We start from the raw sequence: 26,042 nt of genomic DNA, 5'->3' as shown, positions 1-26,042 counted from the left end.
GGGGCTCCTCGCAAAGGGGTGATCAGGATTGGGCGGGCATGGTAGCGCCTTGCCCCTGTGTGAGCAACCGGCTCTGGTTGGCCAAGTCCAGCAGCTCGTCCGCCAGCTCGCTGATGAGGCTGAGCTGCTGGGTCAGCATCAGCTGCTCCTCGCTGCTGTCCGGGGAGAGTTCCGGGCACTGCCCCTCGAGCCTCGACGGGATCTCGCCGCCCAGATGGCCGGCGGCCTGCTCCAGGGTGTGGCTGATGTGGCGGCCGATCTCGTCGAGTCCGTCGAGGGCCTCCAGCTTGTCGCGATGGGCACCGAGGGCCGAGATGTAGGAGAGCAGGGCATGGTTGCGCCAGGTGAGGGTGAAGCAGAGATCGAGGAAGCGGCGGCGCTTGCTCGGCTCCACCAGCATGCTCTGCCAGGCCATGGCCAGCTCGCTGTCGGCGAGGTGGGCGCATTTGCGGGCAACCCGGTAGTCGAGGGATTCGTCCCGCTGACGGTGCAGGCTGGCGAGCACCGCCGACAGGTAGCGGGCATTGGCGGACAGGGAGTTGGCGATGAGACTCGGCAGCCGCTTGTATTGCCAGTCCGGCCAGAGCCAGGCCACCAGGGCGTAGGAGAGCAGGCAACCGAGCAGGGTGTCGAGCAGACGCGGCCCCAGGATGGCGAAGCCGATGCCGTCCAGCAGATTGAACGCCATCAGCACATAGAGGGTGATGAAGCAGACGGCGGCGCTGTAGTTGCTGCGCACCTGGGTGAAGAACAGGAAGGCGGCCAGCCCCATGATGCCGAGTTGCAGGTGCAGTTCGGGGAAGAGCCAGAGCACGGGCACCCCGATGAGGATGCCGGCGAAGGTGCCGAGCATGCGCTGCACCAGTCGGCGGCGGGTGGCGCTGTAACTCGGCTGGCAGACAAACAAGACGGTCAGCAGGATCCAGTAGCCCTTGTCGAGCTGGAAGGCCTGCAGGATGCCATAGCCCACCACCAGGCCCAGCGACAGGCGCAGGGCGTGACGAAACACCATGGAATTCGGAGTCAGATGCTGCCTGAGCATGGCCAGCAGCGGCAGGGGCGCCGGGTTGGCGAGGACGGGCAGATCCGCGGGGGGCAGGGCCGGGTTTTGCAGATCCTCGGCATTGGTCAGCAGTTGGTTGATGCTGGCGAGGTTGCGGCGCAAAAACTTCATCGGCGTCAGCAAGGTCTTGGGGTAGTGCTGCTTGAGATGAGTGAACTCCAGCTGATCGCCGAGGGCCTCGAGGGTCCAGTGGATGCGTTTGTGGTGGACATAGGGCTTGTGCACCAGGATGGCGTAGCCGAGCTGCTGGCATGCCTCTGAGAGTTGCAGAAACACCTCCTGGAAGCCGTCCAGCACTATGCCTTGCTTGAGCTCGGCCTCGAGTCGGCTGTAGGGGTAGTGGCTGGAGGTGGCGCGCTCCTGAATTTCCAGCGCCAGCAGATAGAGGCGCAGCAGGCTGGCGAGCTCGGGGGCGACCTGATGACGGTGGCCGGAGCGGGCGTTCAGCCGCGCATTGAGGGCCGTCTTGGTCAGGTTCAGGGCATTGACCAGGTTGATGTTGAGCTGGGCCAGGTTGTGGCGAATGGCCTGGGCGCCGTGTTCATCCGCCGGGAAGAAGCGGGATTTCTCCAGCAGATAGCGGGCGAGGGCGAAGTAGCTCTGGGCAAGCTGCTCGTGCAGGGTCTTGTAGGGCAGCAGCCAGAGCCAGAGCAGCGACACCAGCCCGTACCAGAGGGCGCCGGCACCGAGCGCCAGGGGTTGATAGAAGAGATCCGGCGCCTTGGCGGCCCCCAGCATGGTGTAGATGGCAATCAGCAGCGAGCCGAAGCTGATGGTGGCATAGCGCTGGCCGAGCGCCCCCACCATCACGAAGATGAAGGTCGAGCCGGCCAGCCCGATGGCAAACAGCCAGGGGGTGGGGAAGAGATATTGCACGCACAGGGAGGCGAACAGGAAGCAGACCAGCGTCATGGCGAGGTTTTTCACCCGGCCCCAGAGGCTGTCGTCGGTCTCGGCGATGGCTCCGGCCACCACCCCGAGGGAGAGCAGCACGGTGAGCTGGATGTCTCCCTGTATCAGGGCGAAGGCGAGCAGCCCCAGGATGGCCAGCAGCACCTTGAGGGCGAAGTAGATATGGCTGTCAGACAGCAGGCGGCGCAACAGGCCGGCGAGATCAATGGGCATGGGGAAGGTCGTCCTTGAGCGCCGTGTTATCGACAGGGTGAGCAAGCAATGAGTGGTGCGCCAGACTGGCAAAATCCATGGACATGGGACAGGTGCAACCCTTGAGCGAATCGAAAGCGAGAGAATAGCCGCTCGGCCACAAAAGAGCCCTGATCCAAATCAGGGCCGGGTTCTTCATGCGGCTCGGTCTCTTTGCCTTGACCTTAACAGGGGAGGCAGACAATAAAAACCCCGCCGAAGCGGGGTTTTCTGTATCAGGAGACCTGATTAGTTGCGGTTGCCGCCAAGCAGGCTCAGCAGGCTCAGGAAGATGTTGTAGATGGACACGTACAGGGTCACGGTCGCGGAGATGTAGTTGGTCTCGCCGCCGCGCACGATCTGCTGGGTCGTCAGCAGGATGGCGCCGGAGGAGAACAGCATGAACATGGCGGACAGGGCCAGGCTCAGGGCACTCATCTGCAGGAAGATGTTGGCGATCATCGCCACCAGCAGCACCCAGAAACCGACGAACAGCATGCCGCCGATGAAGGAGAGATCCCGCTTGGTGGTCAGGGCATAGGCGGACAGACCGAAGAAGGTGAGCGCAGTGCCACCCAGGGCGGTCATCACGATCTCGCCGCCGCCGTTGTTCATGTACATGTTGATGATGGGGCCCAGGCTATAGCCCATCAGACCGGTCAGGGCGAAGGTGAACACCAGCCCCATGCCGTTGTCGCGGTTCTTCTGGGTCAGGAACATCAGACCGTAGACACCGACGAGGAAGATGGCCCAGTGCAGGGGCGGCATGTTCATCACGGTGGCAATCCCGGCCACCACGGCAGAGAAGCCAAGAGTGAGGGATAGCAGCATATAGGTATTGCGCAGCACCTTGTTGGTATCGCGCACGGCACCCTGGGTGCCGGTGTAGATAGAACGGGTATCCATCTTGATGTCCTCTTGATTTCCGGGTTGAGGCGGAGAATTCCGCTTCGTTAACGCATTGTATGCACTGAATGTGTGGATGACGAGCCCTGATTTCAAGTGGCCCCCCAGCCTCGTTCTCCCCACTATCCCAGAGTAAATATGTATTGCATATGAACAAGCGCCTGACGTAGTATGCCCTCCGTTCGGAGGGGTGGCAGAGCGGCTGAATGCACCGGTCTTGAAAACCGGCGATGGGCGACCATCCGTGGGTTCAAATCCCACCTCCTCCGCCATCTTCTATGGCCCAAGCGATCATGTCGTTTGGGCTTTTTTGTGTCTGATCTCGTCACAGCGGCGCCTGGAGGCACTTTCGAGGGGGCGGCGGCGCTGGCTACACTGGCTGGGTCAATGTGGGGCAGGGGATGGCTCTGCCCGCATCGGAACCATGAGTGGGAGTGCCTATGGCGGTGACATGGAAGCGTGGAGGGTTGCTGGCGATGGGGTGTGCGGCCGCCTTGATGGCGGGATGTGCGACCCTGGTGCCCGAGCCCGTCGAGTATCTGCCGCAGGATCCCCCGCCCGGTGGCCTCGCGTACGGGAAGAAGGTCTATGTGGACGATGGCCAGTGTCCGGCCAGTCAGGTGAAGCAGCTGATCGGCGGCGATGCCAAGCGGAATATTCCGCGCCAGGTGGAGTGTGTGCCCAGACCACAATGAGAATGGGTTTGTGGTAGCGAAAAATGCTGAAAAAAAGAGCCAAGGCAGCTGCCTTGGCTCTTTTTTATGGGTCAAAGGAGGATGGCCGAGCTAGAAGGCGTCTCCCGGTACCCGTACCCAGCCCTCCATCAGGATGCGGGCTGAGCGGGACATCACCGCCTTGGTGACGGTCCACTCCCCGTTCACCTGACGCGCCTGTGCCCCCACCCGCAGGGTGCCGGAGGGGTGGCCGAAGCGCACCGCTTCCCGCTCGCCGCCCCCTGCGGCCAGGTTGACCAGGGTGCCCGGGATGGCCGCCGCCGTACCGATGGCCACCGCGCAGGTGCCCATCATGGCGTGGTGCAGCTTGCCCATGGAGAGGGCCCGCACCAGCAGATCGATGTCGCCACCTTTAACCTCCTTGCCGCTGGCGGTGCGGTAGTCCTTCGCCGGCGCGACGAAGGCGATCTTCGGCGTGTGTTGGCGGGTCGCTGCTTCTTCAGGAGTCTTGATGAGCCCCATGCGCAGGGCGCCGGCGATGCGGATCGCCTCGAAGCGGGCGAGGACCTCCGGATCCGTGTTGATCGCTTCCCGCAGCTCTGCACCTGTGTAGCCAATTTCCTCGGCGTTGACGAAGACGGTGGGGATGCCGGCAGTAATCATGGTCGCCTGCAGGGTGCCTATGCCTGGTACTTCCAGCTTGTCTATCAGATTGCCGGTGGGGAAGAGGGCGCCGCCCTCCTCGCCATCATCCGAGGGGTCGATAAACTCCAGCACGATTTCGGCGGACGGGAAGGTGACCCCGTCCAGTTCGAAGTCGCCAGTCTCCTGCACCTGGCCATTCGTCACCGGTACATGGGCGATGATGGTCTTGCCGATATTGGCCTGCCAGACTCGCACCACGCAGGTGCCGTTGTCCGGAATGCGGGCCGGGTCCACCAGGCCTGCATGAATGGCGAAGGCACCGGCGCCGGTGGAGAGGTTGCCGCAGTTGCCGCTCCAGTCCACGAACGCCTTGTCGATGGCGATCTGGCCGTAGAGATAATCCACGTCGTGATCGGGCTGGCTGCTCTTGGAGAGGATCACGCACTTGGAGGTGGATGAGGTCGCTCCTCCCATGCCGTCGATATGGGCGCTGTAGGGGTCGGGGCTGCCGATGACGCGCAGGAAGAGCGCATCCCGGGCCGGTCCCGGCACCTGGCAGGGCTCGGGCAAGTCCTGCAGGCGGAAGAAGACCCCCTTGCTGGTGCCGCCGCGCAGATAGGTGGCCGGGATTTTGACTTGTGGTTGGTGGGCCATAGAAATCGTCCAAAAAAGGGTGATAGAAGCTTCTCTGCTGGGGAGAAGGTGCCCGAAGGGGGAGTCGGGTGAGGGAGACGCATGTTCCCTCACCCAACCTCTCCCAAAGGGAGGCAGGTCTGGCCCGATATTAGCTGGCGGCCTTGTGGGCCGTCGACTCCAGGAAGTCCTGGGCGAAGCGTTGCAGCACACCGCCCGCCTCGTAGACCGAGACCTCCTCGGCGGTGTCGAGGCGACAGGTCATGGGCACCTCGACTACCTCGCCACTGCGACGGCGGATCACCAGGGTGAGATCGGCGCGCGGTTTGCGCATCCCCACCACGTCATAGGTCTCGGTGCCGTCCAGCCCAAGGGTCAAACGGGTGGTGCCCGGTTTGAACTCCAGGGGCAGTACCCCCATGCCGATGAGGTTGGTGCGGTGAATGCGCTCGAAACCTTCCGCCGCTATCACCTCCACCCCCGCCAGCCGGACCCCCTTGGCCGCCCAGTCCCGGGACGAGCCTTGCCCGTAGTCGGCGCCGGCGACGATGATCAGCGGCTGCTTGCGCTCCATGTAGGTCTCTATCGCTTCCCACATCCGCATCACCCGGCCTTCCGGCTCGACGCGAGCCAGGGAGCCCTTCTTCACAGCGCCGTTGACCACCGCCATCTCGTTGACGAGCTGGGGGTTGGCGAAGGTGGCGCGCTGGGCGGTCAGGTGATCGCCGCGGTGGGTGGCGTAGGAGTTGAAGTCCTCCTCCGGCAGGCCCATCTTGTGCAGGTATTCCCCCGCCGCGCTGCTGCGCAGTATGGCGTTGGAGGGCGAGAGGTGGTCGGTGGTGATGTTGTCCGGCAGCACCGCCAGCGGCCGCATGCCGCGCAGGGTGCGCTCACCCGCCAATGCCCCTTCCCAGTAAGGCGGGCGACGGATATAGGTGCTCTGGGGACGCCAGTCATAGAGCGGCGCCACCTTGGGACCCTGGTCTTCCTCGATGGTGAACATGGGGATATAGACCTGGCGGAACTGGGACGGTTTGACCGCCGTGCGAACCACGGCGTCGATCTCTTCATCCGACGGCCAGATGTCTTTGAGGCGGATTTCCTCGCCGTTCACCACTCCCAGCACATCCTTCTCGATATCGAAGCGGATGGTACCGGCGATGGCGTAGGCCACCACCAGGGGAGGGGAGGCGAGGAACGCCTGCTTGGCATAGGGGTGGATGCGGCCATCGAAGTTGCGGTTACCGGACAGCACGGCGGTGGCATAGAGATCCCGCTCGACGATCTCCTGCTGGATGGCGGGATCGAGCGCGCCGGACATGCCGTTGCAGGTGGTGCAAGCAAAGGCCACCACGCCGAAGCCGAGTCGCTCCAGCTCCTCGTCCAGCCCCGCTTCTTTCAGATACAGGGCGACTGTCTTGGAGCCGGGCGCCAGGGAGGATTTGACCCAGGGTTTGCGCACCAGACCGAGCCGGTTGGCGTTGCGGGCCAGCAGGCCTGCGGCAATCACGTTGCGCGGGTTGCTGGTGTTGGTGCAACTGGTGATGGCGGCGATGATGACGGCGCCATCCGGCAGCAGGCCGTCGGCCTCCTGGGTGCGGGCCTTGTCCAGATCCACCGCGATGCCACGCTCCGCCAGGGCGGAGACCGGCAGGCGTCGATGGGGGTTGGAGGGTCCGGCCAGGGTGCGCACCACGCTCGACAAATCGAAGTGCAGCACGCGCTCGTACTGGGCGCTTGCGAGGGCATCGGCCCAGAGGCCCGCCTCCCTGGCGTAGGTCTCCACCAGCCTGACCTGCTCGTCGTCGCGACCGGTCAGGCGCAGGTAGTCGAGGGTTTGCTGGTCGATGAAGAACATGGCCGCGGTGGCGCCGTATTCCGGCGCCATGTTGGAGATGGTGGCCCGATCGCCGAGGGTCAGGGCGGCGGCGCCCTCGCCACGGAACTCCAGATAGGCGCCGACCACCTTCTGCTGGCGCAGGAATTCGGTCAAGGAGAGCACCACATCGGTGGCCGTGATGCCGGGTTGCGGCTTGCCGGTCAGCTCTACGCCAATGATCTCCGGCAGCCGCATCCAGGAGGCGCGCCCCAGCATGACGTTCTCGGCTTCCAACCCGCCCACCCCGACGGCGATGACGCCGAGGGCGTCAACGTGGGGAGTGTGGCTGTCGGTGCCGACGCAGGTGTCCGGGTAGGCGAGACCGCGATCGGCGTGAATGACCGGCGACATCTTCTCCAGGTTGATCTGGTGCATGATGCCGTTGCCGGGCGGGATCACCTCGATGTTCTTGAACGCCTGCTTGGTCCAGTTGATGAAGTGGAAGCGATCCTCATTGCGGCGATCCTCGATGGCGCGGTTCTTCTCGAACGCCTGCGGGTCGAAGCCGCCACACTCGACGGCGAGCGAGTGATCGACGATGAGCTGCACCGGCACCACAGGGTTGACCTTGGCAGGATCACCCCCCTGATCGGCGATGGCGTCACGCAGTCCGGCGAGATCTACCAGGGCTGTCTGGCCCAGGATGTCGTGGCAGACCACCCGGGCCGGGAACCAGGGGAAGTCGCGATCACGCTTGTTCAGGGCGATCTGGGTCAGGCACTCGGTGAGGATGGCCGGATCGCATTTGCGTACCAGGTTCTCGGCGTGCACGCGGGCCGTATAGGAGAGCCTGTCCCAGGCGCCGGGCGCGATGGCCTCGACCGCCGCGCGGGCGTCGAAGTAGTCAAGCGCCGTGCCGGGCAGGGGTTTACGGTATTGGTTGTTGACGTGGCTCATGGGCGCTCCTTGAGCGGCACGAAGCGCAGATCTTCCGGGCCGACGTAGTTGGCGCTCGGGCGGATGATCTTGCCGTCGATGCGCTGCTCGATGACGTGGGCGGACCAGCCGGAGGTGCGGGCGATGACGAACAGCGGGGTGAACATGGCGGTGGGCACCCCCATCATGTGATAGCTGACGGCGCTGAACCAGTCGAGGTTCGGGAACATCTTCTTGGCGTCCCACATTACCTCTTCGAGGCGCGCGGCGATGTCGAACATCTTGGTGTTGTGCTGCTCCTGGCTGAGATCGCTCGCCACCTGCTTGATCACGTGGTTGCGCGGGTCGGAGACGGTGTAGACGGGGTGGCCGAAGCCGATGACCACTTCTTTTCTCTCGACCCGGGCGCGAATGTCGGCCTCGGCGTCATCCGGGTTCTCGTAACGCTTCTGGATCTCGAACGCCACCTCGTTGGCGCCGCCGTGCTTGGGCCCACGCAGGGCGCCGATGGCCCCCGTGATGCAGGAGTACATGTCGGAGCCGGTGCCGGCGATGACCCGGCCGGTGAAGGTGGAGGCGTTGAACTCATGCTCGGCGTAGAGGATGAGGGAGGTGTGCATGGCGCGTACCCAGGAGGCTCGGGGCTTCTCGCCATGCAGCAGGTGCAGGAAGTGGCCGCCGATGGAGTCGTCATCGGTTTCGACGAAGATGCGTTTGCCGTTGTGGCTGAAGTGATACCAGTAGAGCAGCACGGATCCTAAGCAGGCCATCAGCTTGTCGGCGATGTCGCGGGCGCCCGGGTGGTTGTGATCGTCCTTCTCCGGGGAGAGGCAGCCGAGCACGGAGACGGCGGTGCGCATCACATCCATGGGATGGGCGCTCGGGGGCAGTTGCTCCAGGGCGGTCTTGACCCCGGTGGGCAGACCGCGCAGGGCCTTGAGCTTGGCCTTGTAGGCGGCGAGCTCAGCCACATTGGGAAGATGCCCGTGCACCAGCAGGTGGGCAATCTCCTCGAACTCGCAGCTGGTGGCCACGTCCAGGATATCGTAGCCGCGATAGTGCAGATCGTTGCCGGAGAGGCCCACGGTACACAGGGCCGTGTTGCCGGCGGCGGTGCCGGAGAGGGCGACGGATTTCTTGGGCTTGAAGCCGGTGGTCGTTTCGGGAATGGCGCTCATCACATGTTTCCTCATTCAGTCCGTTGAAGCGCCAGCCGCCAGCATGAGGCGGCTGGTCGCGGCTTATTCCTTGGTGAACAGTCTGTCCAGGGTCTGCTCGTAGTGGTGATAACCGAGGAAGTCGTAGAGGGACTCCCGGGTCTGCATGGTGTCGACCACGGCGCGCTGGTGGCCATCGCGGCGCAGCTGCTGATAGACATTGAGGGCGGCCTGATTGGCGGCGCGAGCGGCGCTCAGGGGGTAGAGCACCATGTCAACGCCGTGGTCAGCCAGTGCCTCCTTGTCAAACAGCTCGGTTTTGCCAAATTCGGTCATGTTGGCGAGGATGGGGACCCCGGCGGCCTGCTTGAAGCGATTGTACTGACCCAGCTCGGTGACCGCCTCGGCGAAGATCATGTCGGCGCCCGCCTCCACGTAGGCGGCGGCGCGCTCCAGCGCCGAGCCCAGCCCTTCCACCGCGAGGGCATCGGTGCGGGCCATGATGACGAAGCTCTCGTCCTGGCGGGCGTCTACCGCGGCCTTGATCCTGTCCACCATCTCGGCGATGGAGACCACCGCCTTGTTCGGTCTGTGACCGCAGCGCTTCTGGGCAACCTGATCTTCCATGTGGACGGCGGCCACGCTACCGCGCTCGAAGGCTCGGACGGTGCGGGCGATGTTGAAGGCGCCGCCCCAGCCCGTGTCTATGTCCACCAGCAGGGGAACCTGGGTGGCGGCCGTGATGCGTTCTGCATCAATCAGCACGTCATTCATGGAGGTCATGCCCAGATCCGGCAGGCCGAAGGAGGCGTTGGCCACCCCGGCACCGGACAGATAGAGGGCCTTGAAACCGCTGCGCTCGGCCATCAGCGCCATGTAGGCGTTGATGGTACCGACGATCTGCAGGGGTTTCTCATTGGCCAGGGCAGTGCGAAAACGGGTACCGGCCGAGGGGGATAGCTTGGACATTGTGACTCCTTTCATGGGCTTCTTGTCTGCTGCGGATAGTACTATCTGACACCACGTTTACGTTAACGTCAATGCGCCTTAGGTCGAAGGTTGAGCCCCTGGGGCGCCGCCTTCGGCGGCATTGCGATAACGTCTTTTGAGTCAAACAGATAGGCTCTTTGCTTCCAGGCAAGACCTGGTCATGGCACCGTCGCCATGGGGGTTCAAGGGGATTCTGTCCTCTTCACTACCGGGCTTCAACGGATTCGAAAGGACTGTCATGAGATGAAAAGTGGCTGTCGCCCGATGCAAAGCGGACGTTTACGTAACCCCCTAGATTCAATCCGGACGAAGATTTTCACTCACGAATGGATTGGAGAGCAGCCATGGCCAACGCCATACGCTTTTATGAAACCGGGGGCCCCGAGGTCCTGCGTTATGAAGAGATTGGTGTCGGTGAACCCGGGCCTGGCCAGGTGCGCCTGCGCCACGCCGCAGTCGGTCTCAACTATGCCGACACCTATTTTCGTAACGGCACCTACCCGATCCCGCTGCCCAATGGCCTGGGAGTCGAGGCGGCCGGTGTGGTCGACGCGGTGGGCGAGGGCGTCACCAACGTCGCCGTCGGCGATCGCGTCACCTATACCGGTTTTATCAATACCCTGGGTGCTTACTCGACCGAACGGCTGATCCCGGCCGCGCCGCTTATCAAACTGCCGGACAGCATCTCCTGCGAGACCGCCGCCGCCATGACCATGCGCGGCCTGACGTCCGCCTACCTGATGCGCCGCATTCACGACTTCAAACCCGGTGACCGCATCCTGCTGCACGCAGCGGCCGGTGGTGTGGGTCTCATCGTCGCCCAGTGGGCCAAGCTGCTGGGGCTGACGGTGATCGGTACCGTGTCGAGCGAGGCCAAGGGGGAACTGGCCCGGGCACATGGCTGCGACTACATCATCGACTACAGCCGTGAGGACGTGGCCCAGCGGGTGCGCACCCTGACCGAAGGGGCGGGGGTCGATGTGGTGTTCGACAGCGTCGGCAAGAGCACCTTCATGGGGTCGCTTGATTCGCTGAAACGCCGCGGCCTCATGGTCTGCGTCGGCACCGCCTCCGGCCCCATCGACGGCTTCAACCCCCAGTTGTTGGCCATGAAGGGTTCCCTCTACCTGACCCGGCCGGCGCTCGCCGACTACCTCGCCGATCCCGCCGAGAAGGAGGCCCTGGCGGGGGAGCTGTTCGATCACGTGGCCAGCGGCCGGATCAAGATAGAGATCAACCAGAAGTACGCGCTGCAGGACGCGGCGCAGGCGCACCGGGATCTGGAGTCTCGCAAGACCACAGGCTCCTCCATCTTCGTTATCTAGGGCGCGAGTTTCCCGCACCATGAGTGGGGAGCTTGTCCGGTCGCCTGACTTGTCATCTAGGGAGAGAGACATGCGTGTAGAACAACTGACCTGCCATATTGGCGCCGAGCTGTCTGGCGTCACGCTGGCGGATGCCGTCCACGACGGGGATCTGTTTGCACAGATCCGCGCCCAGCTGCTCAGGCACAAGGTGCTGTTCCTGCGCAATCAGGAGCTCAGCCGGGCCGATCACGTGGCCTTCGCCCGCCGCTTTGGCGAGCTGGAGGATCACCCGGTGGCGGGCAGCGATCCGGACCACCCCGGTCTGGTGCGCATCTACAAGTCGCCGGAGGTGCCAAACGATCGCTACGAGAACGCCTGGCACACGGACGCCACCTGGCGCGAGCAACCCCCCATGGGCTGCGTACTGCGCTGCGTGGAGTGTCCGCCAGTAGGGGGGGACACCCTCTGGGCCAACATGGCGGCGGCCTACGATGCACTGCCCGAGGAGATCAAACAGAAGATTGCGGGGCTGCGTGCCCGTCACAGCATAGAGGCGAGTTTTGGCGCCGCCATGCCCATCGAGAAGCGCCTCGCCCTGAAGGCCCAGTTTCCGGATGCCGAACACCCCGTGGTGCGCACCCACCCGGAGACGGACGAGAAGATCCTGTTCGTCAATGCCTTCGCCACTCACTTCACCAACTATCACACCCCGGCCCATGTGCGGGTCGGCCAAGACTACAGCATGGGGGGCAGCGATCTGCTGCGCTACCTCATTAGCCAGGCCTATATCCCCGAGTTCCAGGTGCGCTGGCGCTGGCAGCCGGGAAGCATAGCCATCTGGGACAACCGCAGCACCCAACACTATGCCGCCATGGATTATGCCCCCTGTCATCGCAAGATGGAGCGGGCCGGGATCATGGGCGACAAGCCCTTCTAGGTACGTGGAAAAATGCCAAACCATTACGCTGCCCAGGATGAGTGGAACGCCCGGGCAGAGCTTCACCTCAAGGAGAGAAACAGATGCAATTTTTTGACGATTCCCTGCACCCGGAAAACATGGAAAAGGTAGTCATCACGGTCGCGCCCTATGGCCCCGAGTGGGCGCCTGAAGACTTCCCGGAAGACATCCCCGTGACCATGGAGGAGCAGATCCAGAAGGCGGTGGAGTGCTACGAGGCGGGCGCGACCGTGCTGCACCTGCACGTGCGTGAGCTCGATGGCACCGGCTCCAAGCGACTGTCCAAGTTCAACGAGCTGATCGCCGGGGTGCGCAAGGCGGTGCCGGACATGATCATCCAGGTCGGCGGCTCCATCTCTTTTGCGCCGGAAGGGGAGGGGGAGGCGGCCAAGTGGCTCTCCGACGACACCCGCCACATGCTGGCTGAACTGACCCCGAAACCGGATCAGGTCACGGTCGCCATCAACACCACCCAGATGAACATCATGGAGCTGCTCTACCCGGAATACCTGGCAGGTACCTCCCTGGCCCATCCGGCCTATCAGGCTGCTTACAGCGAGATGACGGTCCCGGCCGGCCCGGCCTGGGTGGCGGAGCACTTGAAGCGCCTGATGGCCAACGGCATCCAGCCCCACTTCCAGCTGACCGGCATGCACGCCATGGAGACCCTGGAGCGGCTGGTGCGCAAGGGCGTCTACATGGGGCCGCTGAACCTGACCTGGATCGGCATCGGCGGCGGCTTCGATGGCCCCAACCCGTTCAACTTCTTCAACTTCGTCCACCGCGCGCCGGATGGCTGCACCCTGACCGCCGAGTCCCTGCTCAAAAACGTGCTGCCGTTCAACATGATGGCCATGTCCATGGGGCTGCACCCACGTTGCGGCATCGAGGACACCATCATCGGCCAGCACGGCCAGCGCATGAGCTCGGTGGAGCAGATCCGCCAGTGCGTGCGGGTGGCCCACGAGCTCGGCCGCGAGGTGGCCAACGGCAAGGAGGCGCGCGCCATCTATCGCATCGGGGTGCAGTACGACAGCGTCGAGGAAACCTTGCTTGCCAACGGCATGGCGCCGAACCGCTCCCAGGGCCAGAAAGGGGTGCCCCAGCGCTCCTGAGCCAGTTGGGTCGCGGTGTGAAAAATAAGCGCCGCGCCCCGTCAACTCTGTTTGCCAAAGGGCCGCAGCCCTTGCACTATGCAGCACCCGGCAACTTGAGTGATGTGTCAGTAGTGGGTTTCCAGCGGCTCCGGCCGTCGGTACCTAGACCGGGTTCCAACCCAATCTGTTGTAGCGCGAGGGATTGTATGGCTACGTATCATATCGATGAGGGCGCTCCGGCCGGTGAGGTTGCCGTGCCCCGTCGCTACGCCTGGATAGTGTTTGCACTGACCTTCGGCCTGCTCATTTCCGACTACATGTCGCGCCAGGTGCTCAACGCCGTCTTCCCCATGCTCAAGGGGGAGTGGGTGCTCTCGGACACCCAGCTCGGCCTGCTGAGCGGCATCGTGGCGCTCATGGTCGGGTTGCTCACCTTTCCGCTCTCCTTGCTGGCAGACCGTTTCGGCCGGGTGAAGAGCCTGGCCCTGATGGCCGCGCTCTGGAGTCTGGCGACCCTGGGCTGCGCCCTGGCCCAGAACTACGAGCAGATGTTCATCGCCCGCTTCCTGGTGGGGGTGGGGGAGGCCGCCTACGGCAGCGTCGGCATCGCCGTGGTGGTCTCCGTCTTCCCGCGGGAGATGCGCGCCACCCTCTCCGGCGCCTTCATCTCCGGCGGCTTGTTTGGCTCTGTGCTCGGCATGGCCAGCGGAGGCTTGCTGGCCCACTGGCTCGGCTGGCGCTGGGCCTTCGCCGGCATGGCCCTGTTCGGTCTGCTGCTGGCGGCCCTCTACCCCCTGGTGGTGAAAGAGTCGCGCATCTCGACTCCTTGCCGTGGCGCCAAGGGGGCGGCCGGGGGACGCAATCCCTTGCGCAGCCTCTATTCCAGCCGCTCGGTGATCTCGGCCTATGTGGGCAGCGGCTTGCAGCTGTTTGTCGGCGGCACCGTCATCGTCTGGATGCCGAGCTACCTCAACCGCTATTACGGCATGGAGACCGACAAGGCAGGGGCGGCGGCCGCCATCATAGTGCTGTGCAGCGGCGCCGGCATGATCCTGTGCGGCATGCTGAGCGATCGGCTGTGCAAGGCCCGGCCGGATCGCAAAATCAGCCTCGCCATCGGTTACTGCATCGGCAGCTGCGCCCTCTTGTCCCTGGCGTTCGCCCTGCCGTTCGGCCTGCCCCAGCTGGTGCTGATCTGCCTTGGCATGTTCATCGCCACCGGCACTTCGGGCCCCGCCGGCGCCATGGTGGCGAACCTCACCCACGCCAGCGTGCACGGTACCGCCTTTGCCACCCTGACGCTCGCCAACAACCTGCTCGGCCTGGCGCCTGGCCCCTTCATCACCGGCAAGGTGTCCGATCACATCGGTCTGGACAACGCCTTCCGGCTGGTGCCCATCATCAGCATCGCGGCGGCCATGGTCTTTCTCTACGCCAGGCGCCACTACCACAAGGACGTGGCAAGGCTGGAAGGGGAGTCCTCCCCGTCCATCGTCCCCGATCCCGTCCTCAACGAAGGCCACACGGAGGTCAGGGCATGAGCCGTTCCCTGCAAACCCTGAGAGTCGATGTCTATTTCGATTTCATCTGTCCCTGGTGCCTGATCGGCAAGCGCCAGCTGGATGAGGCTCTGGCCCGGCTGCGGGTCGAGCGACCCGAGTTGCGGGTTGAGCTGCGCTGGCATGGGGTGCAACTGCTGCCCTATCTGCCACTGCAGGGGGAGGATTTCCACGGGTTTTATCTGCGACGCCTCGGTAGCGAGCCCGCGGTGCGGCTGCGCCAGGCCCAGGTGCAGCAGGCCGCGGCGACCGTGGGGGTGGGTCTGGACTTTGACAAGATCCCGCGCATGCCAAACACCGCCGATGTCCATCGCCTGTGGCAACGGGCCTGCCAGTTGGGCACCCCGCAGCAGCAGGAAACACTGCTAGAATCGCTGTTCGCCAGTCACTTCCTGCAAGGAAGGGACCTGGGGGATGGGAATCTGCTGCTGGATTTGGCCGAGCAGGCCGGATTTGCGCTGGAGGCCCTGGTCAGCTGCTTGCACGGGGATGGCAGCCCCTTCTCAGGGATAGCCGAGGGGCCCGCCAGCCAAGGGGTTCCCAGCTTCGTGATGGGAGGGGGAATGACCCTCTCCGGTGCCCAGCCGGTGGAGAAACTGCTCGCCAGCCTGCGCCTGGCGGTGGCGGCCGAGGAGTGCCGGGCACAGGAAAAAGCGCGTCTCGAAGTGCCGGTCGGCCGGGTGCCTGCTTCCGGTCAGCGCGTTCTCATCGAAGGGGAGGGCAAGAGCCTGGTGCTGTTCAACATCGACGGCGAGTTTCATGCCATCGATGACAGCTGCCCTCATCAGGGCGCCTCCCTGTGCGGCGGCAAGCTGGAGGGGGAGACCATACAGTGCCGCGCCCATGGCCTGCGCTTCAACCTGCGCACCGGTTTCCTGCAGGGTTCGACCCAGCTCAGGGTCGGCCGCTACCCGGTGGAGCGGGAAGGGGATCGCCTCTTCATCGTCCTGACACCCGAGGAGAGCCTCTCATGCACGCCCTAGCCCTGCCGGATCGCTTCGCCCGGGTGCGCGAGCTGGCCCCCGGCATGACCATCAGCCTGGTGGTGGCCGCGGCCGCCACCTTCCTGGCCGAGCACTACGGTGCCCCCGTGCTGCTGTTTGCCCTGTTGCTTGGCATGGCGCTGAACTTCCTCAGCGGCGAGGGGAGCTGCAAGGCAGGCATCGAGTTCACGGCGCGCAGCGTCTTGCGCATCGGCGTCGCCCTGCTCGGCATGCGCATCACCCTGGGACAGATAGCCGAACTCGGCTGGATGCCGGTGATCCTGGTAGTGACGCTAGTGGTGGTCACCATCAGTCTCTCCGTCGTCGCCGCCAGGCTGATGGGCTTCCAGCGCCTGTTCGGCATGCTGACCGGCGGCGCCACGGCGATCTGCGGCGCCTCCGCTGCCCTGGCTCTGGCCGCCTCCCTGCCCCATCACCCGCAAAAAGAGCGGGCCACCCTGTTCACGGTGATCGGGGTCTCTGTGCTCTCGACGCTGGCGATGATCACCTATCCCATGATCGCCCGCTTCTTCGAGCTGTCCCCGGTGGAGTCGGGGGTCTTCCTCGGTGCCACCATCCACGACGTGGCCCAGGTGGTGGGGGCGGGCTACAGCATGTCCACCGAGACCGGAGATGTGGCCACCGTGGTCAAGCTGATGCGGGTCGCCATGCTGCTGCCAGTGATCCTGGTGGCGGCCATGATCACCCGGATGCAGGGGGCGGATCCCGCCTCCGGCAAGCGGCCACCCCTGTTGCCCCTGTTTGCGGTGGGTTTCCTGGTGCTGGCCTGCATCAACAGCACGGGCTGGGTACCCGCCATGGTCCAGAGCGGGGTCAATGATCTGTCGCGCTGGTGCCTGGTGATCGCCATCGCCGCCATCGGCATGAAGACCCAGCTCAGGGAGCTGGCGGCGGTGGGCATCAAACCCATCCTGCTGATGGTGGGGGAGACGGTGTTTCTCGCCGCCCTGGTGCTGCTGTTGATGCACTGGGGGATCAAGCCTTAGGACGGTGACGAGTGCGCGATGACGCCCCTGGGGACGCATCGACGCTGAATGGCCAACGGATTAGCCAGAGAGGAATCTATGAACAAGTTATATCCCAGCGCCCGGGCCGCCCTCGGCGATCTGGTGCAGGACGACATCACCATCGCATCGGGGGGCTTTGGCCTGTGCGGCATCCCGGAGCAGCTCATCGCGGCGCTTAAGGAGAGCGGCAAGCGCGGCTTCACCATCATCAGCAACAACTGCGGGGTGGATGAGTTCGGCTTGGGGCCGCTGCTCCACAGCCGCCAGATCAAGAAGATGATCTCCTCCTACGTGGGGGGCAACAAGGAGTTCGAGCGCCAGTATCTCGCCGGGGAGCTGGAGCTGGAGTTCACCCCCCAGGGGACGCTCGCCGAGAAGCTCAGAGCGGGCGGCGCCGGCATCCCGGCCTTCTTCACCCGCACCGGTTACGGGACCCAGATTGCCGAGGGCAAGGAGACCCGTCAGTTCGATGGGGACTGGTATGTGATGGAGCGCTCGCTCACCGCGGATCTCGCCATCATCAAGGGCGCCAGGGCCGACAAGGCGGGCAACCTGATGTTCAACAAGACGGCCCGCAACTTCAATCCGCTTTGCGCCAAGGCGGGCCGGGTCTGCGTCGCCGAGGTGGAGGAGATAGTCGAGGTGGGCGAGCTGGCCCCGGACGAGATCCACCTGCCCGGCATTTATGTGCAGCGGCTGGTGCTCAACCCCAATCCCAAGAAACGCATCGAAGTGCGCACCGTCATGGAGCAGAAATAAGATGGTTTTGATCCGTGAAAAGATGGCGCTGTGCATCACACAGGCGTTGCCAGTGACTTCCTGTTTTCAACATCGTGCGCTGAGGAGCAGATAACATGGCCTGGACCCGTGAAGAGATGGCGCAGCGCGCCGCAGAGGAGTTGCAGGACGGCTTCTACGTGAACCTCGGCATAGGCTTGCCAACCCTGGTGGCCAACTATATTCCCGACGGTATGGAGGTGTGGCTGCAAAGCGAGAACGGCCTGCTCGGCATCGGCCCCTTCCCGAGCGAAGAGGAGCTGGATCCGGATCTCATCAACGCCGGCAAGCAGACCATCACCACCTTGCCCGGCAGCAGTTTCTTCGACAGCGCCGAGAGTTTCGCCATGATCCGCGGCGGTCACATCAACCTGGCGCTGCTCGGCGCCATGCAGGTGTCCGAGCGCGGGGATCTCGCCAACTGGATGATCCCGGGCAAGCTGGTCAAGGGGATGGGGGGGGCCATGGATCTGGTGGCCGGGGTCAAGCGGGTGGTGGTGCTGATGGAGCACTGCGCCAGGAACGGGGAGCACAAGATCTTGGAGTGGTGCAACCTGCCCCTGACCGGAGTCGGGGTGGTGAGCCGCATCATCAGCGATTTCGCCGTGCTGGATGTGACCCCAAATGGCCTCAAACTGGCGGAGCTGGCCCCCGGCATCGACTTCGAGCAGTTGCAGGCCGCTACCGGCTGTCGCATCTGCCGCTAAATCGCGTGTAGGCTGACTCGTCGGCCATTTTCACGGCGAAGTGAAGGCGCCTGGGCCTGCTTCGCCGCTTTTATTTATTCCGCCCAGCCATCTTGCCGGGTTTTGCTCCTTGTCGGGTCTTGGCCCCAGAGGCGCTGACAATCCGCGCCACACCCTCGTCATCGTCCCTTGCCGAACCTGTTTATCCCTCGATGGAGGCCATCCGGCACCCCTTTCATCCCCGTTTTTCGGCGCCGCCAACGCCTGTCATCAAATGAAAAGTGACTGACGTTCAATGGCAAGCAGGGGGGCCGGGCTGGCCGTAGAGTCGGTAGCAACAACACAGAGCGCACCCGGGGGAATCACCCGCAAGGGGAGGAGGCAAACAGAGCGCCCCCTCATCCCCAAGGGAAGCGCCGACACTGGCACAACCGCCAGGCAAGCAGCCGAGCAACACCATCAAGCCAACGGAAACGGCGATTAAACAGAGCAAGACCAACAACAAATAACAAAAGATGACACTCGGAGAGACTGTAATGGATTACAAGCACACGAGTCATGGCGCTGGCGCATTTCGCGTCAGCCTGCTGGCGACGGCCATCGCGGCCGTTCTCATGCCAGGCGTTCAGGCGGTGGAAATCGACACGGGCAGCGAAGAGTGGTCCGTGCGCTTCGACAACACCGGCAAATTCAACTACGGCATGCGCACCGAGAGTGCGGATTCCCGCATGCTCGCCACCCCGAACAACAACGACGGGGATTACAACTTCAAGGACGCCGGCGATACCGTCACCACCCGCTTCGATCTGCTGACCGAGCTCGATGTGGTGAACAAGGGCAATACCGGTTTTCGCATCAGCGCGGCCAGCTGGTATGACTACGCCTACAGCGGCGTGGGCGCCGATGAGAACCCCTTCATCAATGGCAACGACGAGCGTTCCGGCATCGCTGGCTGGGCGGGCAGACCCGCGGCGCCCGCCATGTTCGGCAGTGCGCACCTGAGCGACTATGCCGACCGCTACTACCACGGTCCCTCCGGCGAGATCCTCGATGCCTTCGTGTTCCACAACATGGAGCTAGGCGACGAGTCCCTGCTCGGGGTCAAGATAGGCCAGCACAACATCTTCTGGGGGGAGACACTGCTCAGCCCTGTGCACTCGGTCAGCTACGGCCAGTCCGGCCTGGATCTCGCCAAGCTGGCGGCATCCCCCGGCACGGAGGCGAAAGAGCTGTTTGTGCCCCGCAACCAGATCTCCGCCTCCTTCACGCTCAATCCCGAGTGGACCTTCGCCGCCCAGTATTTCCTGGACTGGAACGCCGCCCGCTTGCCGGAAGCCGGCACCTATTACGGCGGCTCCGATCTGGTGGGCTTCGGCGCCCAGTCCTTCCTGCTGGGCCACACCGGCGGTCCCGGCCTGGCAGGTCCGAACGGCACCCTGAGCAACATCCGCCGCGGCGAGGACATAGAGCCCGGCAAGCACGGCGACTGGGGCATCATGACCAAGTGGTCCCCTGAGGCGCTGGACGCCACCCTGGGGGCCTACTATCGCCGCACCGCCGACATCCTGCCCCAGGCGGTGCTGGATGCCAGGGGTCTGAACACCGGCGGACAGGGGCTCAGAGGCATACCGACCCTGCGCAACTCAGTGGATACGGCGAGCTACAGCTTCGCTTACGGTGAAAACATCGACATTGTTGGCCTTAGCCTGTCCAAAGATGTGGCTGGGGTGAGCGTGGGCAGCGATTTGAACTATCGCCATAACATGCCGCTCTCCAGCATCCCGGCCCTGCTGAGCGCCACCGGTGCGGACAGCCTGGCCAGCGGTTTCGGTGCCTTGCCACCGCGCCATGCCAACACGGGGACCCTGGTGGATGGCAGCGATGGTTACAGCGCCACCGGTGACACCCTGCACTGGACCATCAACGGCCTGATGACCATCGCCGACACCCCATTGTTCGACTCCGCCGTGCTGCTTTCGGAGCTCTACTACAGCAACCTCCTGCACCTCGATGAGCACAACAAGGCGCTCTACAAGGGGGAAGAGAGTTATCAGGGACTCGACAAGTCGACCCGGGACAACTGGGGCCTGGCCCTCAACTTCACCCCGATCTGGTATCAGGTTTTCCCCGGTGTCGACATGAGCATGCCGCTCTCCGTCAACCTCGGCCTGAGCGGGATCTCCCCCGTGCAGGGGGGCGGGGCGGAAGACACCGGCAACTACGCGGTTGGCCTCGGCGCCACCATTTACAACCAGTACTTCGTCGACCTGAAGTACGTGGACTCCTTCGGTAAATCTGCCGAGTGCAACGACGGCGCCACCGACGGTTCCACCCCCAACGCCCTGGATGCCACCCAGCGCAACACCTGTTACGCCGGCGGTTATGCCTCCTTCTCGGGAGGCGGTGCCACCACGGAAGACAGGGGCGCCGTCTACCTGACCCTCAAGACCACTTATTGAGTCACGCGAGTGCATCGGAGAACGAGATATGAACCTGAACAAGACCCTGTTGGCCGCCTCTTTGACTCTGGCCCTCGCGGGCCAGGCCCTGGCTGCCGTCTCGACCAGCGAAGCCCAGCAACTTGGCAGCAATCTGACCCAGATAGGCGCCGAGGCGGCGGCCAATGCCGATGGCAGCATCCCCGCCTACAGCGGCGGCCTGACCACGCCCCCTGCCGGGTTCAAGGCCGGTGACAGCATGCGCCCGGATCCTTACGCCGGCGACAAACCTCTGCTGGTGATCAACGGCAAGAACGAGGGGCAGTACAAGGAGCTGTTGACCGCCACCACGGCGGAGCTGATCAAGCGCTTCCCGGATTTTCGCGTCGATGTCTACCCGACCCACCGCAGCGTGGCGCTGCCCCAGGCTGTGCTGGACAACACCAGGCAAAACGCCCTGAATGCCAAGACCCTGGAAGGGGGAATGGCGGTGGACAAGGTGCTGCCGGGTATCCCCTTCCCCATCCCCAAGACGGGGGCAGAGGCCATGTGGAACTTCCTGCTGCGCTACCAGGGGGTGAACATCGCCACCAAATATGACTCCTGGAACGTGGACTCCGCCGGGGTGGCGGCCCTTTCCACCACGGGGCAGGCGTTCATCAACTACGCCATCTACGAGGACATGAGCAAGCCCATCTCGGCCAAGGATACCTACTACCAGATGAAGCTCTACTACACGGGGCCGGCGCGCCGCGCCGGTGAGGCCATCATGCTGCGCGATGCCGCCAACCCCCTTGAGCAGCCGCGCAAGGCCTGGCAATACTTGCCGGGGCAGCGCCGGGTCAAGCTGGCGCCGAATCTGGCTTACGATACCCCGAACCCGGGCACCTCGGGGGCCGGCACCTATGACGACGTCTTCGTCTTCAACGGGGCCCTGGACCGCTTCGATTGGAAGCTGGTAGGCAAGCAGGAGATGATCGTTCCCTACAACACCTACAAGCTCACCTATCAGCCCGACGCCAAGGCCCTGACCACCCCGAACTTCCTCTCGCCGGATCAGGTGCGCTGGGAGAAACACAGGGTCTGGGTGGTGGAGGGAACCCTCAAGGCCGGCGAGCGACACATCTACGCCAAGCGCCGCTTCTACCTGGATGAAGACAGCTGGGTGGCCCTGGCCTCGGATCAGTACGACGCCCGTGGTCAGCTCTATCGCGGCTCCTTCGCGTTCCTGAGCCAGAGCTACGACAAGCAGACCCCGGATGCCACCCCTTTCATGATCTATGACCTGGTGGCGGGCACCTACAACATCAACGGCGTGGTAGGGCCATACGGCGGCATCCATTACGGCGCTTCGCTCTCCAAGGCGAAGTGGTCGCCGGAGTCCCTGGCTGGTGCCGGGATCCGCTAAGCAGTCACGGGAGCCCGGTTCGTCATTGGCGAACCGGGCTCGCCGATGTCGGCGCCTGGGCTCATGTACCCGGACGCAGCTCAAGACAAGGACGTGGTATGGGTTCATTCAAGACGTTGGCGCCACTGATGTGCTGCGCCCTGCTGATGCAGAGCGCCGGAGCGATGACGGGGCAGGCGGCCGACTATGTGGACGTACTGGACTTGCCGGCGAAAGCCAGCCCCCTGGCCGAGCACAGCCCACTGCTGAGTCTGGCCAGGGCGGGCAACCGGCTGGTGGCGGTGGGGCAACGCGGTCACATCCTCTACTCCGACAACGAGGGGCAACGCTGGCAGCAGGCTCGCGTGCCGGTGAGTGTGGATCTCACCGCCGTCGTCTTCCCCAGCCCGCTGCACGGCTGGGCCGTGGGGGGCGATGGGGTGGTGCTGGGCAGCCAGGATGGCGGCGCCAGCTGGCAGAAACAGCTGGATGGTCGCCAGATAGGCGAGCTGGTGCTTAATCATTACTCGGTGCTGGCCAAGGCAGAACCCCGGAGCGAGCTCTGGCCCCAGCTGGTGGAGGAAGGGCAACGGCTGGTGGAGGAGGGGGCGGACAAGCCCTTGCTCGGCGTCTGGTTCCAGGACGAGCGGGTGGGCTACGTTGTCGGGGTGTTCAACCTGATCCTGCGTACCGACGATGGCGGCCAGCATTGGACGCCGATGCAGGATCGCACCGACAACCCGCAGGGGTTGCACCTCAATGCCATCGCCCGGGCGGGCAGCGGCCTCTATCTCGCCGGCGAGCAGGGTTTGCTGCGCAAATGGGATGAGGGGCAGCAGCGCTTCCTGGCCCTGTCATCCCCCTACGCGGGCAGCTTCTTTGGTCTCATCGGCCAGGACAACCAGGTGATCGTCTATGGCCTGCGCGGCCACGTCTATCGCAGCACGGATGAGGGGGCGAGCTGGACCCAGCTCGCGAGCCCCTTGCCCATCAGCATCAGCGCGGCGGTGCAAGACGGTAGCGGTCAGGTGCGCCTGTTCACCCAGGCGGGCCATCTGCTTCGGGTCGACGGCAATCAGCCGCTGCAGCTGGTTCCCCAGAGCGAGCCTTCCCCTGTGGCGGGGGCGGCCCTGACGCAAGACGGCACCCTGGCGCTGGTGGGCAGCCGCGGCGTGCGTACCCTGGCTATCAAATGATGGACGGCTGCCTAAGGGGGGCCGGATAACAATAACGAGAGAGTACCCAGATATGAGCCATGTGAAGCAAGATGCGATGCCGGTGATCCGCGAACTGGCGGATTTCGATCGGCGCTCCGGCAACCTGCTGGAGCGGCTGGTGTTCAACCACAGACCCCTGTTCATGCTGCTGATGACGCTGGCGACCCTGGTGCTGGGCTATATGGCGACCACGAGGCTGGAGCTTAGACCCAGCTTCGAGAAGATGATCCCCCAGAGTCAGCCCTACATCAAAAACTTCCTGGAAAATCGCCAGTCCCTGCGCGGCCTCGGCAACGCGGTGCGGGTGGTGGTGGAGAATACCCAGGGAGACATCTTCGACCCCGACTACCTCGGCGTGCTCAAGCGGGTCAACGACGAACTGTTCCTCACCGAAGGGGTCGACCGGGCCTGGATGAAGTCCCTCTGGAGCCCGGCGGTGCGCTGGACCGAGGTGACCGAGGAGGGCTTCCAGGGTGGCCCCGTGATGCCGGATGCCTATCAGGGCACATCTGCCGATATCGAACAGCTGCGCCAGAACATCAACCGGGCCGGCATCGTCGGCAGCCTGGTGGCGAGCGATTTCAAGTCCAGCATGCTGATAGTGCCGCTCTTGGACAAGGCATCGGCCACGGGCCAACCCCTCAACTATCACGACTTCTCCCAGCGCATCGAGCAGTTGCGCGACCAGATTGAGTTCGATGGCAAGCCTCACCAGGCGGGGGAGGAGGGAACGGGCAAGTACAAGATCCGGGTCATCGGTTTTGCCAAGCTGGTGGGGGATCTCATCGATGGCCTCATCCAGGTGATCCTGTTCTTTGCCCTGGCGGTGGCGACGTCGCTGGTCATCATCTTCCTCTACACCCGCTGCGTGCGCAGCACCCTGCTGGTGGTAGGTTGTTCGCTGATCGCCGTGGTGTGGCAGCTCGGCCTCGTCGCCTGGCTCGGCTACGCCATCGATCCCTATTCCGTGCTGGTGCCCTTCCTCATCTTCGCCATCGGGGTCTCCCATGCGGCCCAGAAGATGAATGGCATCATGCAGGACATTGCCCGCGGCACCCACCGTCAGGTTGCCGCCCGTTACACCTTCCGTCGCCTGTTCCTGGCCGGGGTCACGGCGCTGCTCGCCGATGCGGTGGGTTTCGCGGTGCTGATGCTCATTGACATCCCCGTCATCCAGGATCTCGCCATCACCGCCAGCATCGGCGTGGCCGTGCTCATCTTCACCTCCCTCTTGCTGATGCCGGTGGCCCTCTCCTATGTGGGGGTGGGGCGCAAGGCCGCCGAGCGGGCCCTGCGAATGGAGAACAACGCCGCCGCCCACAAGGGCTTCGGCAGGCTCTGGGATCTGCTGGACTGCTGCACCGAGCGCAAGTGGGCCACCGTGGTGGTGGTGCTGGGGCTGGCCATGGGGATCGGCGGCTATCTGGTGAGTTTGCAGTTGAAAGTCGGCGATCTGGACAGCGGGGCCCCCGAGCTGCGCGCCGATTCGCGCTACAACAAGGACAACGGCTACATCACCAGCCACTACGCGCTCTCGAGCGACCTGTTCGCGGTCATGGTCAAGACAGCGCCGGAGGGTTGCCTGAACTACCAGACCCTGATCCTGTCGGATCGCCTGGGCTGGGAGCTGCAGCAGCACCCGGGGGTGCAGGCCACCACCTCGCTGGTCAACGCGGTGCGCCAGATCACCGCCGGCACTTATGAGGGCAACCCCAAGCTTGCCAGCATACAGCGCAACCAGAACGTGCTGAACTACGCCGCCCAGCAGGCCTCGGTCAACAGCCCCGAGCTGTTCAACACCGACTGCTCCCTGATGCCGGTGATCGCTTACCTGAAAGATCACAAGGCCGAGACCCTGAGCGGCGTGGTGGCCATCGCCGACCGATTCGCCCGGGAGAACAGCACGGCGGATCGCCAGTTCCTGCTCGCCGCAGGCAGCGCCGGCATCGAGGCCGCCACCAATGAGGTGGTGCACGCCGCGAGCCGCACCATGCTGCTCTACGTCTACCTGGCGGTGACCGTCTTCTGCCTCATCACCTTCCGCAGCTGGCGGGCGACCGTGGTGGCCCTGGTGCCCCTGATGCTCACCTCGGTACTGTGCGAGGCGCTGATGGTATTCATGGGCATCGGCGTCAAGGTGGCGACCCTGCCGGTGATCGCCCTCGGGGTCGGCATCGGCGTGGACTATGCGCTCTACCTGCTGAGCGTGCAGTTGCACTATCAGCGCCAGGGCCTCTCCCTGGTAGAGTCCTATCGCAACGCCGTGGCCTTCACTGGCCGGGTGGTGGGGCTGGTGGGGATCACGCTCGCCGCCGGCGTGGTGGGCTGGGCCTGGTCGCCGATCAAGTTCCAGGCGGATATGGGGATCCTGCTCACCTTCATGTTCCTGTGGAACATGCTGGGGGCCCTGATCGGGGTGCCGGCGCTCTCCTACTTCCTGCTGCGTGGCACCGATCCTGCCCTGGCAGAGGTCGGAGAACAAGCTTCGGCGTCCCGTGGGAGCGCCGACGCCAGCGCGCCCCAGGGGAAGATGGCGGCGGAGCCGCTGTCGGCCGATGCCCGCTGATGGGCGGCAAACTGAGTACCGAGTATCAAGAGGGAGGCGTCAAGCCTCCCTCTTTTTTCAGGTGCAGCCCAAG

The 26,042-nt window shown here is 64.2% G+C and carries 19 protein-coding genes and 1 tRNA gene; 14 read left to right on the top strand and 6 right to left on the bottom strand.

The genetic code is table 11. The features are described from left to right. Positions 1-22: 22 nt before the first annotated feature. Together yccS and VZC39_RS12355 are read right to left on the bottom strand one after the other, a co-directional pair. The gene (gene yccS, locus VZC39_RS12360) at positions 23-2,188 is read right to left on the bottom strand and encodes a YccS family putative transporter (RefSeq protein WP_434662871.1); all 2,166 of its coding nucleotides are present in this window, start codon (positions 2,186-2,188) and stop codon (positions 23-25) included. Positions 2,189-2,455: 267 nt separating this feature from the next. Further along, entirely contained in the window at positions 2,456-3,112 is a 657-nt protein-coding gene (locus tag VZC39_RS12355; protein WP_349918291.1) for a Bax inhibitor-1/YccA family protein, read from the bottom strand. Positions 3,113-3,296: 184 nt separating this feature from the next. Here VZC39_RS12355 and VZC39_RS12350 point away from each other — a divergent pair. Next, positions 3,297-3,384: transfer RNA gene (locus VZC39_RS12350), tRNA-Ser, on the top strand. 174 nt (positions 3,385-3,558) lie between these two features. Next, positions 3,559-3,807 carry a DUF6719 family protein gene (locus VZC39_RS12345; RefSeq protein WP_434662868.1) on the top strand — a complete coding sequence of 83 codons (249 nt, stop codon included), beginning with the start codon at positions 3,559-3,561 and terminating at the stop codon, positions 3,805-3,807. Between the two features lie 90 nt (positions 3,808-3,897). Here the strand turns inward: VZC39_RS12345 and prpF are convergent, their stop codons facing one another. From prpF to prpB, 4 genes are all read right to left on the bottom strand, one after another. Next, complete coding sequence (prpF, locus tag VZC39_RS12340; RefSeq protein ID WP_434662866.1) at positions 3,898-5,085, bottom strand: 2-methylaconitate cis-trans isomerase PrpF; 1,188 nt, start codon at positions 5,083-5,085, stop codon at positions 3,898-3,900. 130 nt (positions 5,086-5,215) lie between these two features. Next, positions 5,216-7,840 (bottom strand): Fe/S-dependent 2-methylisocitrate dehydratase AcnD, encoded by a 2,625-nt coding sequence (gene acnD, locus VZC39_RS12335; protein ID WP_434662863.1) that lies wholly within the window; start codon positions 7,838-7,840, stop codon positions 5,216-5,218. Then, a complete protein-coding gene (gene prpC, locus VZC39_RS12330; protein WP_349918285.1) occupies positions 7,837-8,997 on the bottom strand; it encodes a bifunctional 2-methylcitrate synthase/citrate synthase in 1,161 nt (386 codons plus the stop codon). The genes acnD and prpC overlap by 4 nt, the downstream gene beginning before the upstream one ends. Positions 8,998-9,060: 63 nt before the next feature. Continuing rightward, a complete protein-coding gene (gene prpB, locus VZC39_RS12325) occupies positions 9,061-9,945 on the bottom strand; it encodes a methylisocitrate lyase (RefSeq protein ID WP_349918283.1) in 885 nt (294 codons plus the stop codon). Positions 9,946-10,310: 365 nt separating this feature from the next. Here prpB and VZC39_RS12320 point away from each other — a divergent pair, with 365 nt between their 5' ends. The 12 genes from VZC39_RS12320 to VZC39_RS12265 all read left to right on the top strand — a co-directional run bounded on the left by VZC39_RS12320 (position 10,311) and on the right by VZC39_RS12265 (position 25,969). After that, on the top strand, positions 10,311-11,291 hold the full coding sequence (locus VZC39_RS12320) for a quinone oxidoreductase family protein (protein ID WP_349918281.1): 981 nt from the start codon (positions 10,311-10,313) through the stop codon (positions 11,289-11,291). A 70-nt stretch (positions 11,292-11,361) separates the two neighbouring features. Next, complete coding sequence (locus tag VZC39_RS12315; RefSeq protein WP_349918280.1) at positions 11,362-12,210, top strand: TauD/TfdA dioxygenase family protein; 849 nt, start codon at positions 11,362-11,364, stop codon at positions 12,208-12,210. 83 nt (positions 12,211-12,293) lie between these two features. Continuing rightward, on the top strand, positions 12,294-13,346 hold the full coding sequence (locus VZC39_RS12310; protein ID WP_349918279.1) for a 3-keto-5-aminohexanoate cleavage protein: 1,053 nt from the start codon (positions 12,294-12,296) through the stop codon (positions 13,344-13,346). A gap of 188 nt (positions 13,347-13,534) precedes the next feature. Next, entirely contained in the window at positions 13,535-14,869 is a 1,335-nt protein-coding gene (locus VZC39_RS12305) for an MFS transporter (RefSeq protein WP_349918278.1), read from the top strand. Further along, entirely contained in the window at positions 14,866-15,870 is a 1,005-nt protein-coding gene (locus VZC39_RS12300; protein ID WP_434662859.1) for a DsbA family protein, read from the top strand. The genes VZC39_RS12305 and VZC39_RS12300 overlap by 4 nt, the downstream gene beginning before the upstream one ends. After that, on the top strand, positions 15,858-16,877 hold the full coding sequence (locus tag VZC39_RS12295; RefSeq protein WP_349918275.1) for a YeiH family protein: 1,020 nt from the start codon (positions 15,858-15,860) through the stop codon (positions 16,875-16,877). The genes VZC39_RS12300 and VZC39_RS12295 overlap by 13 nt, the downstream gene beginning before the upstream one ends. Positions 16,878-16,955: 78 nt before the next feature. Then, positions 16,956-17,657, top strand: coding sequence for a CoA transferase subunit A (locus VZC39_RS12290; RefSeq protein ID WP_349918274.1), 702 nt, complete (start codon positions 16,956-16,958; stop codon positions 17,655-17,657). Positions 17,658-17,752: 95 nt separating this feature from the next. Beyond that, on the top strand, positions 17,753-18,382 hold the full coding sequence (locus VZC39_RS12285) for a CoA transferase subunit B (RefSeq protein WP_349918272.1): 630 nt from the start codon (positions 17,753-17,755) through the stop codon (positions 18,380-18,382). A 515-nt stretch (positions 18,383-18,897) separates the two neighbouring features. Beyond that, a complete protein-coding gene (locus tag VZC39_RS12280) occupies positions 18,898-20,820 on the top strand; it encodes a DUF1302 domain-containing protein (protein WP_434662856.1) in 1,923 nt (640 codons plus the stop codon). Between the two features lie 28 nt (positions 20,821-20,848). Next, positions 20,849-22,207, top strand: a complete 1,359-nt coding sequence (locus VZC39_RS12275; RefSeq protein WP_349918270.1) for a DUF1329 domain-containing protein — start codon at positions 20,849-20,851, stop codon at positions 22,205-22,207. Between the two features lie 98 nt (positions 22,208-22,305). After that, positions 22,306-23,382 carry a WD40/YVTN/BNR-like repeat-containing protein gene (locus tag VZC39_RS12270; protein ID WP_434662854.1) on the top strand — a complete coding sequence of 359 codons (1,077 nt, stop codon included), beginning with the start codon at positions 22,306-22,308 and terminating at the stop codon, positions 23,380-23,382. 52 nt (positions 23,383-23,434) lie between these two features. Continuing rightward, complete coding sequence (locus VZC39_RS12265) at positions 23,435-25,969, top strand: efflux RND transporter permease subunit (protein WP_434662852.1); 2,535 nt, start codon at positions 23,435-23,437, stop codon at positions 25,967-25,969. The last annotated feature ends 73 nt before the right edge of the window (positions 25,970-26,042 follow it).

The organism is Aeromonas sp. NJAU223, assembly GCF_051125555.1.
In the GTDB taxonomy this organism is placed as follows: domain Bacteria; phylum Pseudomonadota; class Gammaproteobacteria; order Enterobacterales; family Aeromonadaceae; genus Aeromonas; species Aeromonas veronii_G.
The sequence above is the reverse complement of the archived record's forward strand: the minus strand, read 5'-3'. Positions and strand labels throughout refer to the sequence as shown.

What these genes read in the sequence shown, in the direction of transcription:
- yccS (WP_434662871.1), bottom strand. Translation starts at nt 2,188, where the DNA reads ATGCCCATTGATCTCGCCGGCCTGTTGCGCCGCCTGCTGTCTGACAGC.
- VZC39_RS12355 (WP_349918291.1), bottom strand. Translation starts at nt 3,112, where the DNA reads ATGGATACCCGTTCTATCTACACCGGCACCCAGGGTGCCGTGCGCGAT.
- prpF (WP_434662866.1), bottom strand. Translation starts at nt 5,085, where the DNA reads ATGGCCCACCAACCACAAGTCAAAATCCCGGCCACCTATCTGCGCGGC.
- acnD (WP_434662863.1), bottom strand. Translation starts at nt 7,840, where the DNA reads ATGAGCCACGTCAACAACCAATACCGTAAACCCCTGCCCGGCACGGCG.
- prpC (WP_349918285.1), bottom strand. Translation starts at nt 8,997, where the DNA reads ATGAGCGCCATTCCCGAAACGACCACCGGCTTCAAGCCCAAGAAATCC.
- prpB (WP_349918283.1), bottom strand. Translation starts at nt 9,945, where the DNA reads ATGTCCAAGCTATCCCCCTCGGCCGGTACCCGTTTTCGCACTGCCCTG.
- VZC39_RS12320 (WP_349918281.1), top strand. Translation starts at nt 10,311, where the DNA reads ATGGCCAACGCCATACGCTTTTATGAAACCGGGGGCCCCGAGGTCCTG.
- VZC39_RS12315 (WP_349918280.1), top strand. Translation starts at nt 11,362, where the DNA reads ATGCGTGTAGAACAACTGACCTGCCATATTGGCGCCGAGCTGTCTGGC.
- VZC39_RS12310 (WP_349918279.1), top strand. Translation starts at nt 12,294, where the DNA reads ATGCAATTTTTTGACGATTCCCTGCACCCGGAAAACATGGAAAAGGTA.
- VZC39_RS12305 (WP_349918278.1), top strand. Translation starts at nt 13,535, where the DNA reads ATGGCTACGTATCATATCGATGAGGGCGCTCCGGCCGGTGAGGTTGCC.
- VZC39_RS12300 (WP_434662859.1), top strand. Translation starts at nt 14,866, where the DNA reads ATGAGCCGTTCCCTGCAAACCCTGAGAGTCGATGTCTATTTCGATTTC.
- VZC39_RS12295 (WP_349918275.1), top strand. Translation starts at nt 15,858, where the DNA reads ATGCACGCCCTAGCCCTGCCGGATCGCTTCGCCCGGGTGCGCGAGCTG.
- VZC39_RS12290 (WP_349918274.1), top strand. Translation starts at nt 16,956, where the DNA reads ATGAACAAGTTATATCCCAGCGCCCGGGCCGCCCTCGGCGATCTGGTG.
- VZC39_RS12285 (WP_349918272.1), top strand. Translation starts at nt 17,753, where the DNA reads ATGGCCTGGACCCGTGAAGAGATGGCGCAGCGCGCCGCAGAGGAGTTG.
- VZC39_RS12280 (WP_434662856.1), top strand. Translation starts at nt 18,898, where the DNA reads ATGGATTACAAGCACACGAGTCATGGCGCTGGCGCATTTCGCGTCAGC.
- VZC39_RS12275 (WP_349918270.1), top strand. Translation starts at nt 20,849, where the DNA reads ATGAACCTGAACAAGACCCTGTTGGCCGCCTCTTTGACTCTGGCCCTC.
- VZC39_RS12270 (WP_434662854.1), top strand. Translation starts at nt 22,306, where the DNA reads ATGGGTTCATTCAAGACGTTGGCGCCACTGATGTGCTGCGCCCTGCTG.
- VZC39_RS12265 (WP_434662852.1), top strand. Translation starts at nt 23,435, where the DNA reads ATGAGCCATGTGAAGCAAGATGCGATGCCGGTGATCCGCGAACTGGCG.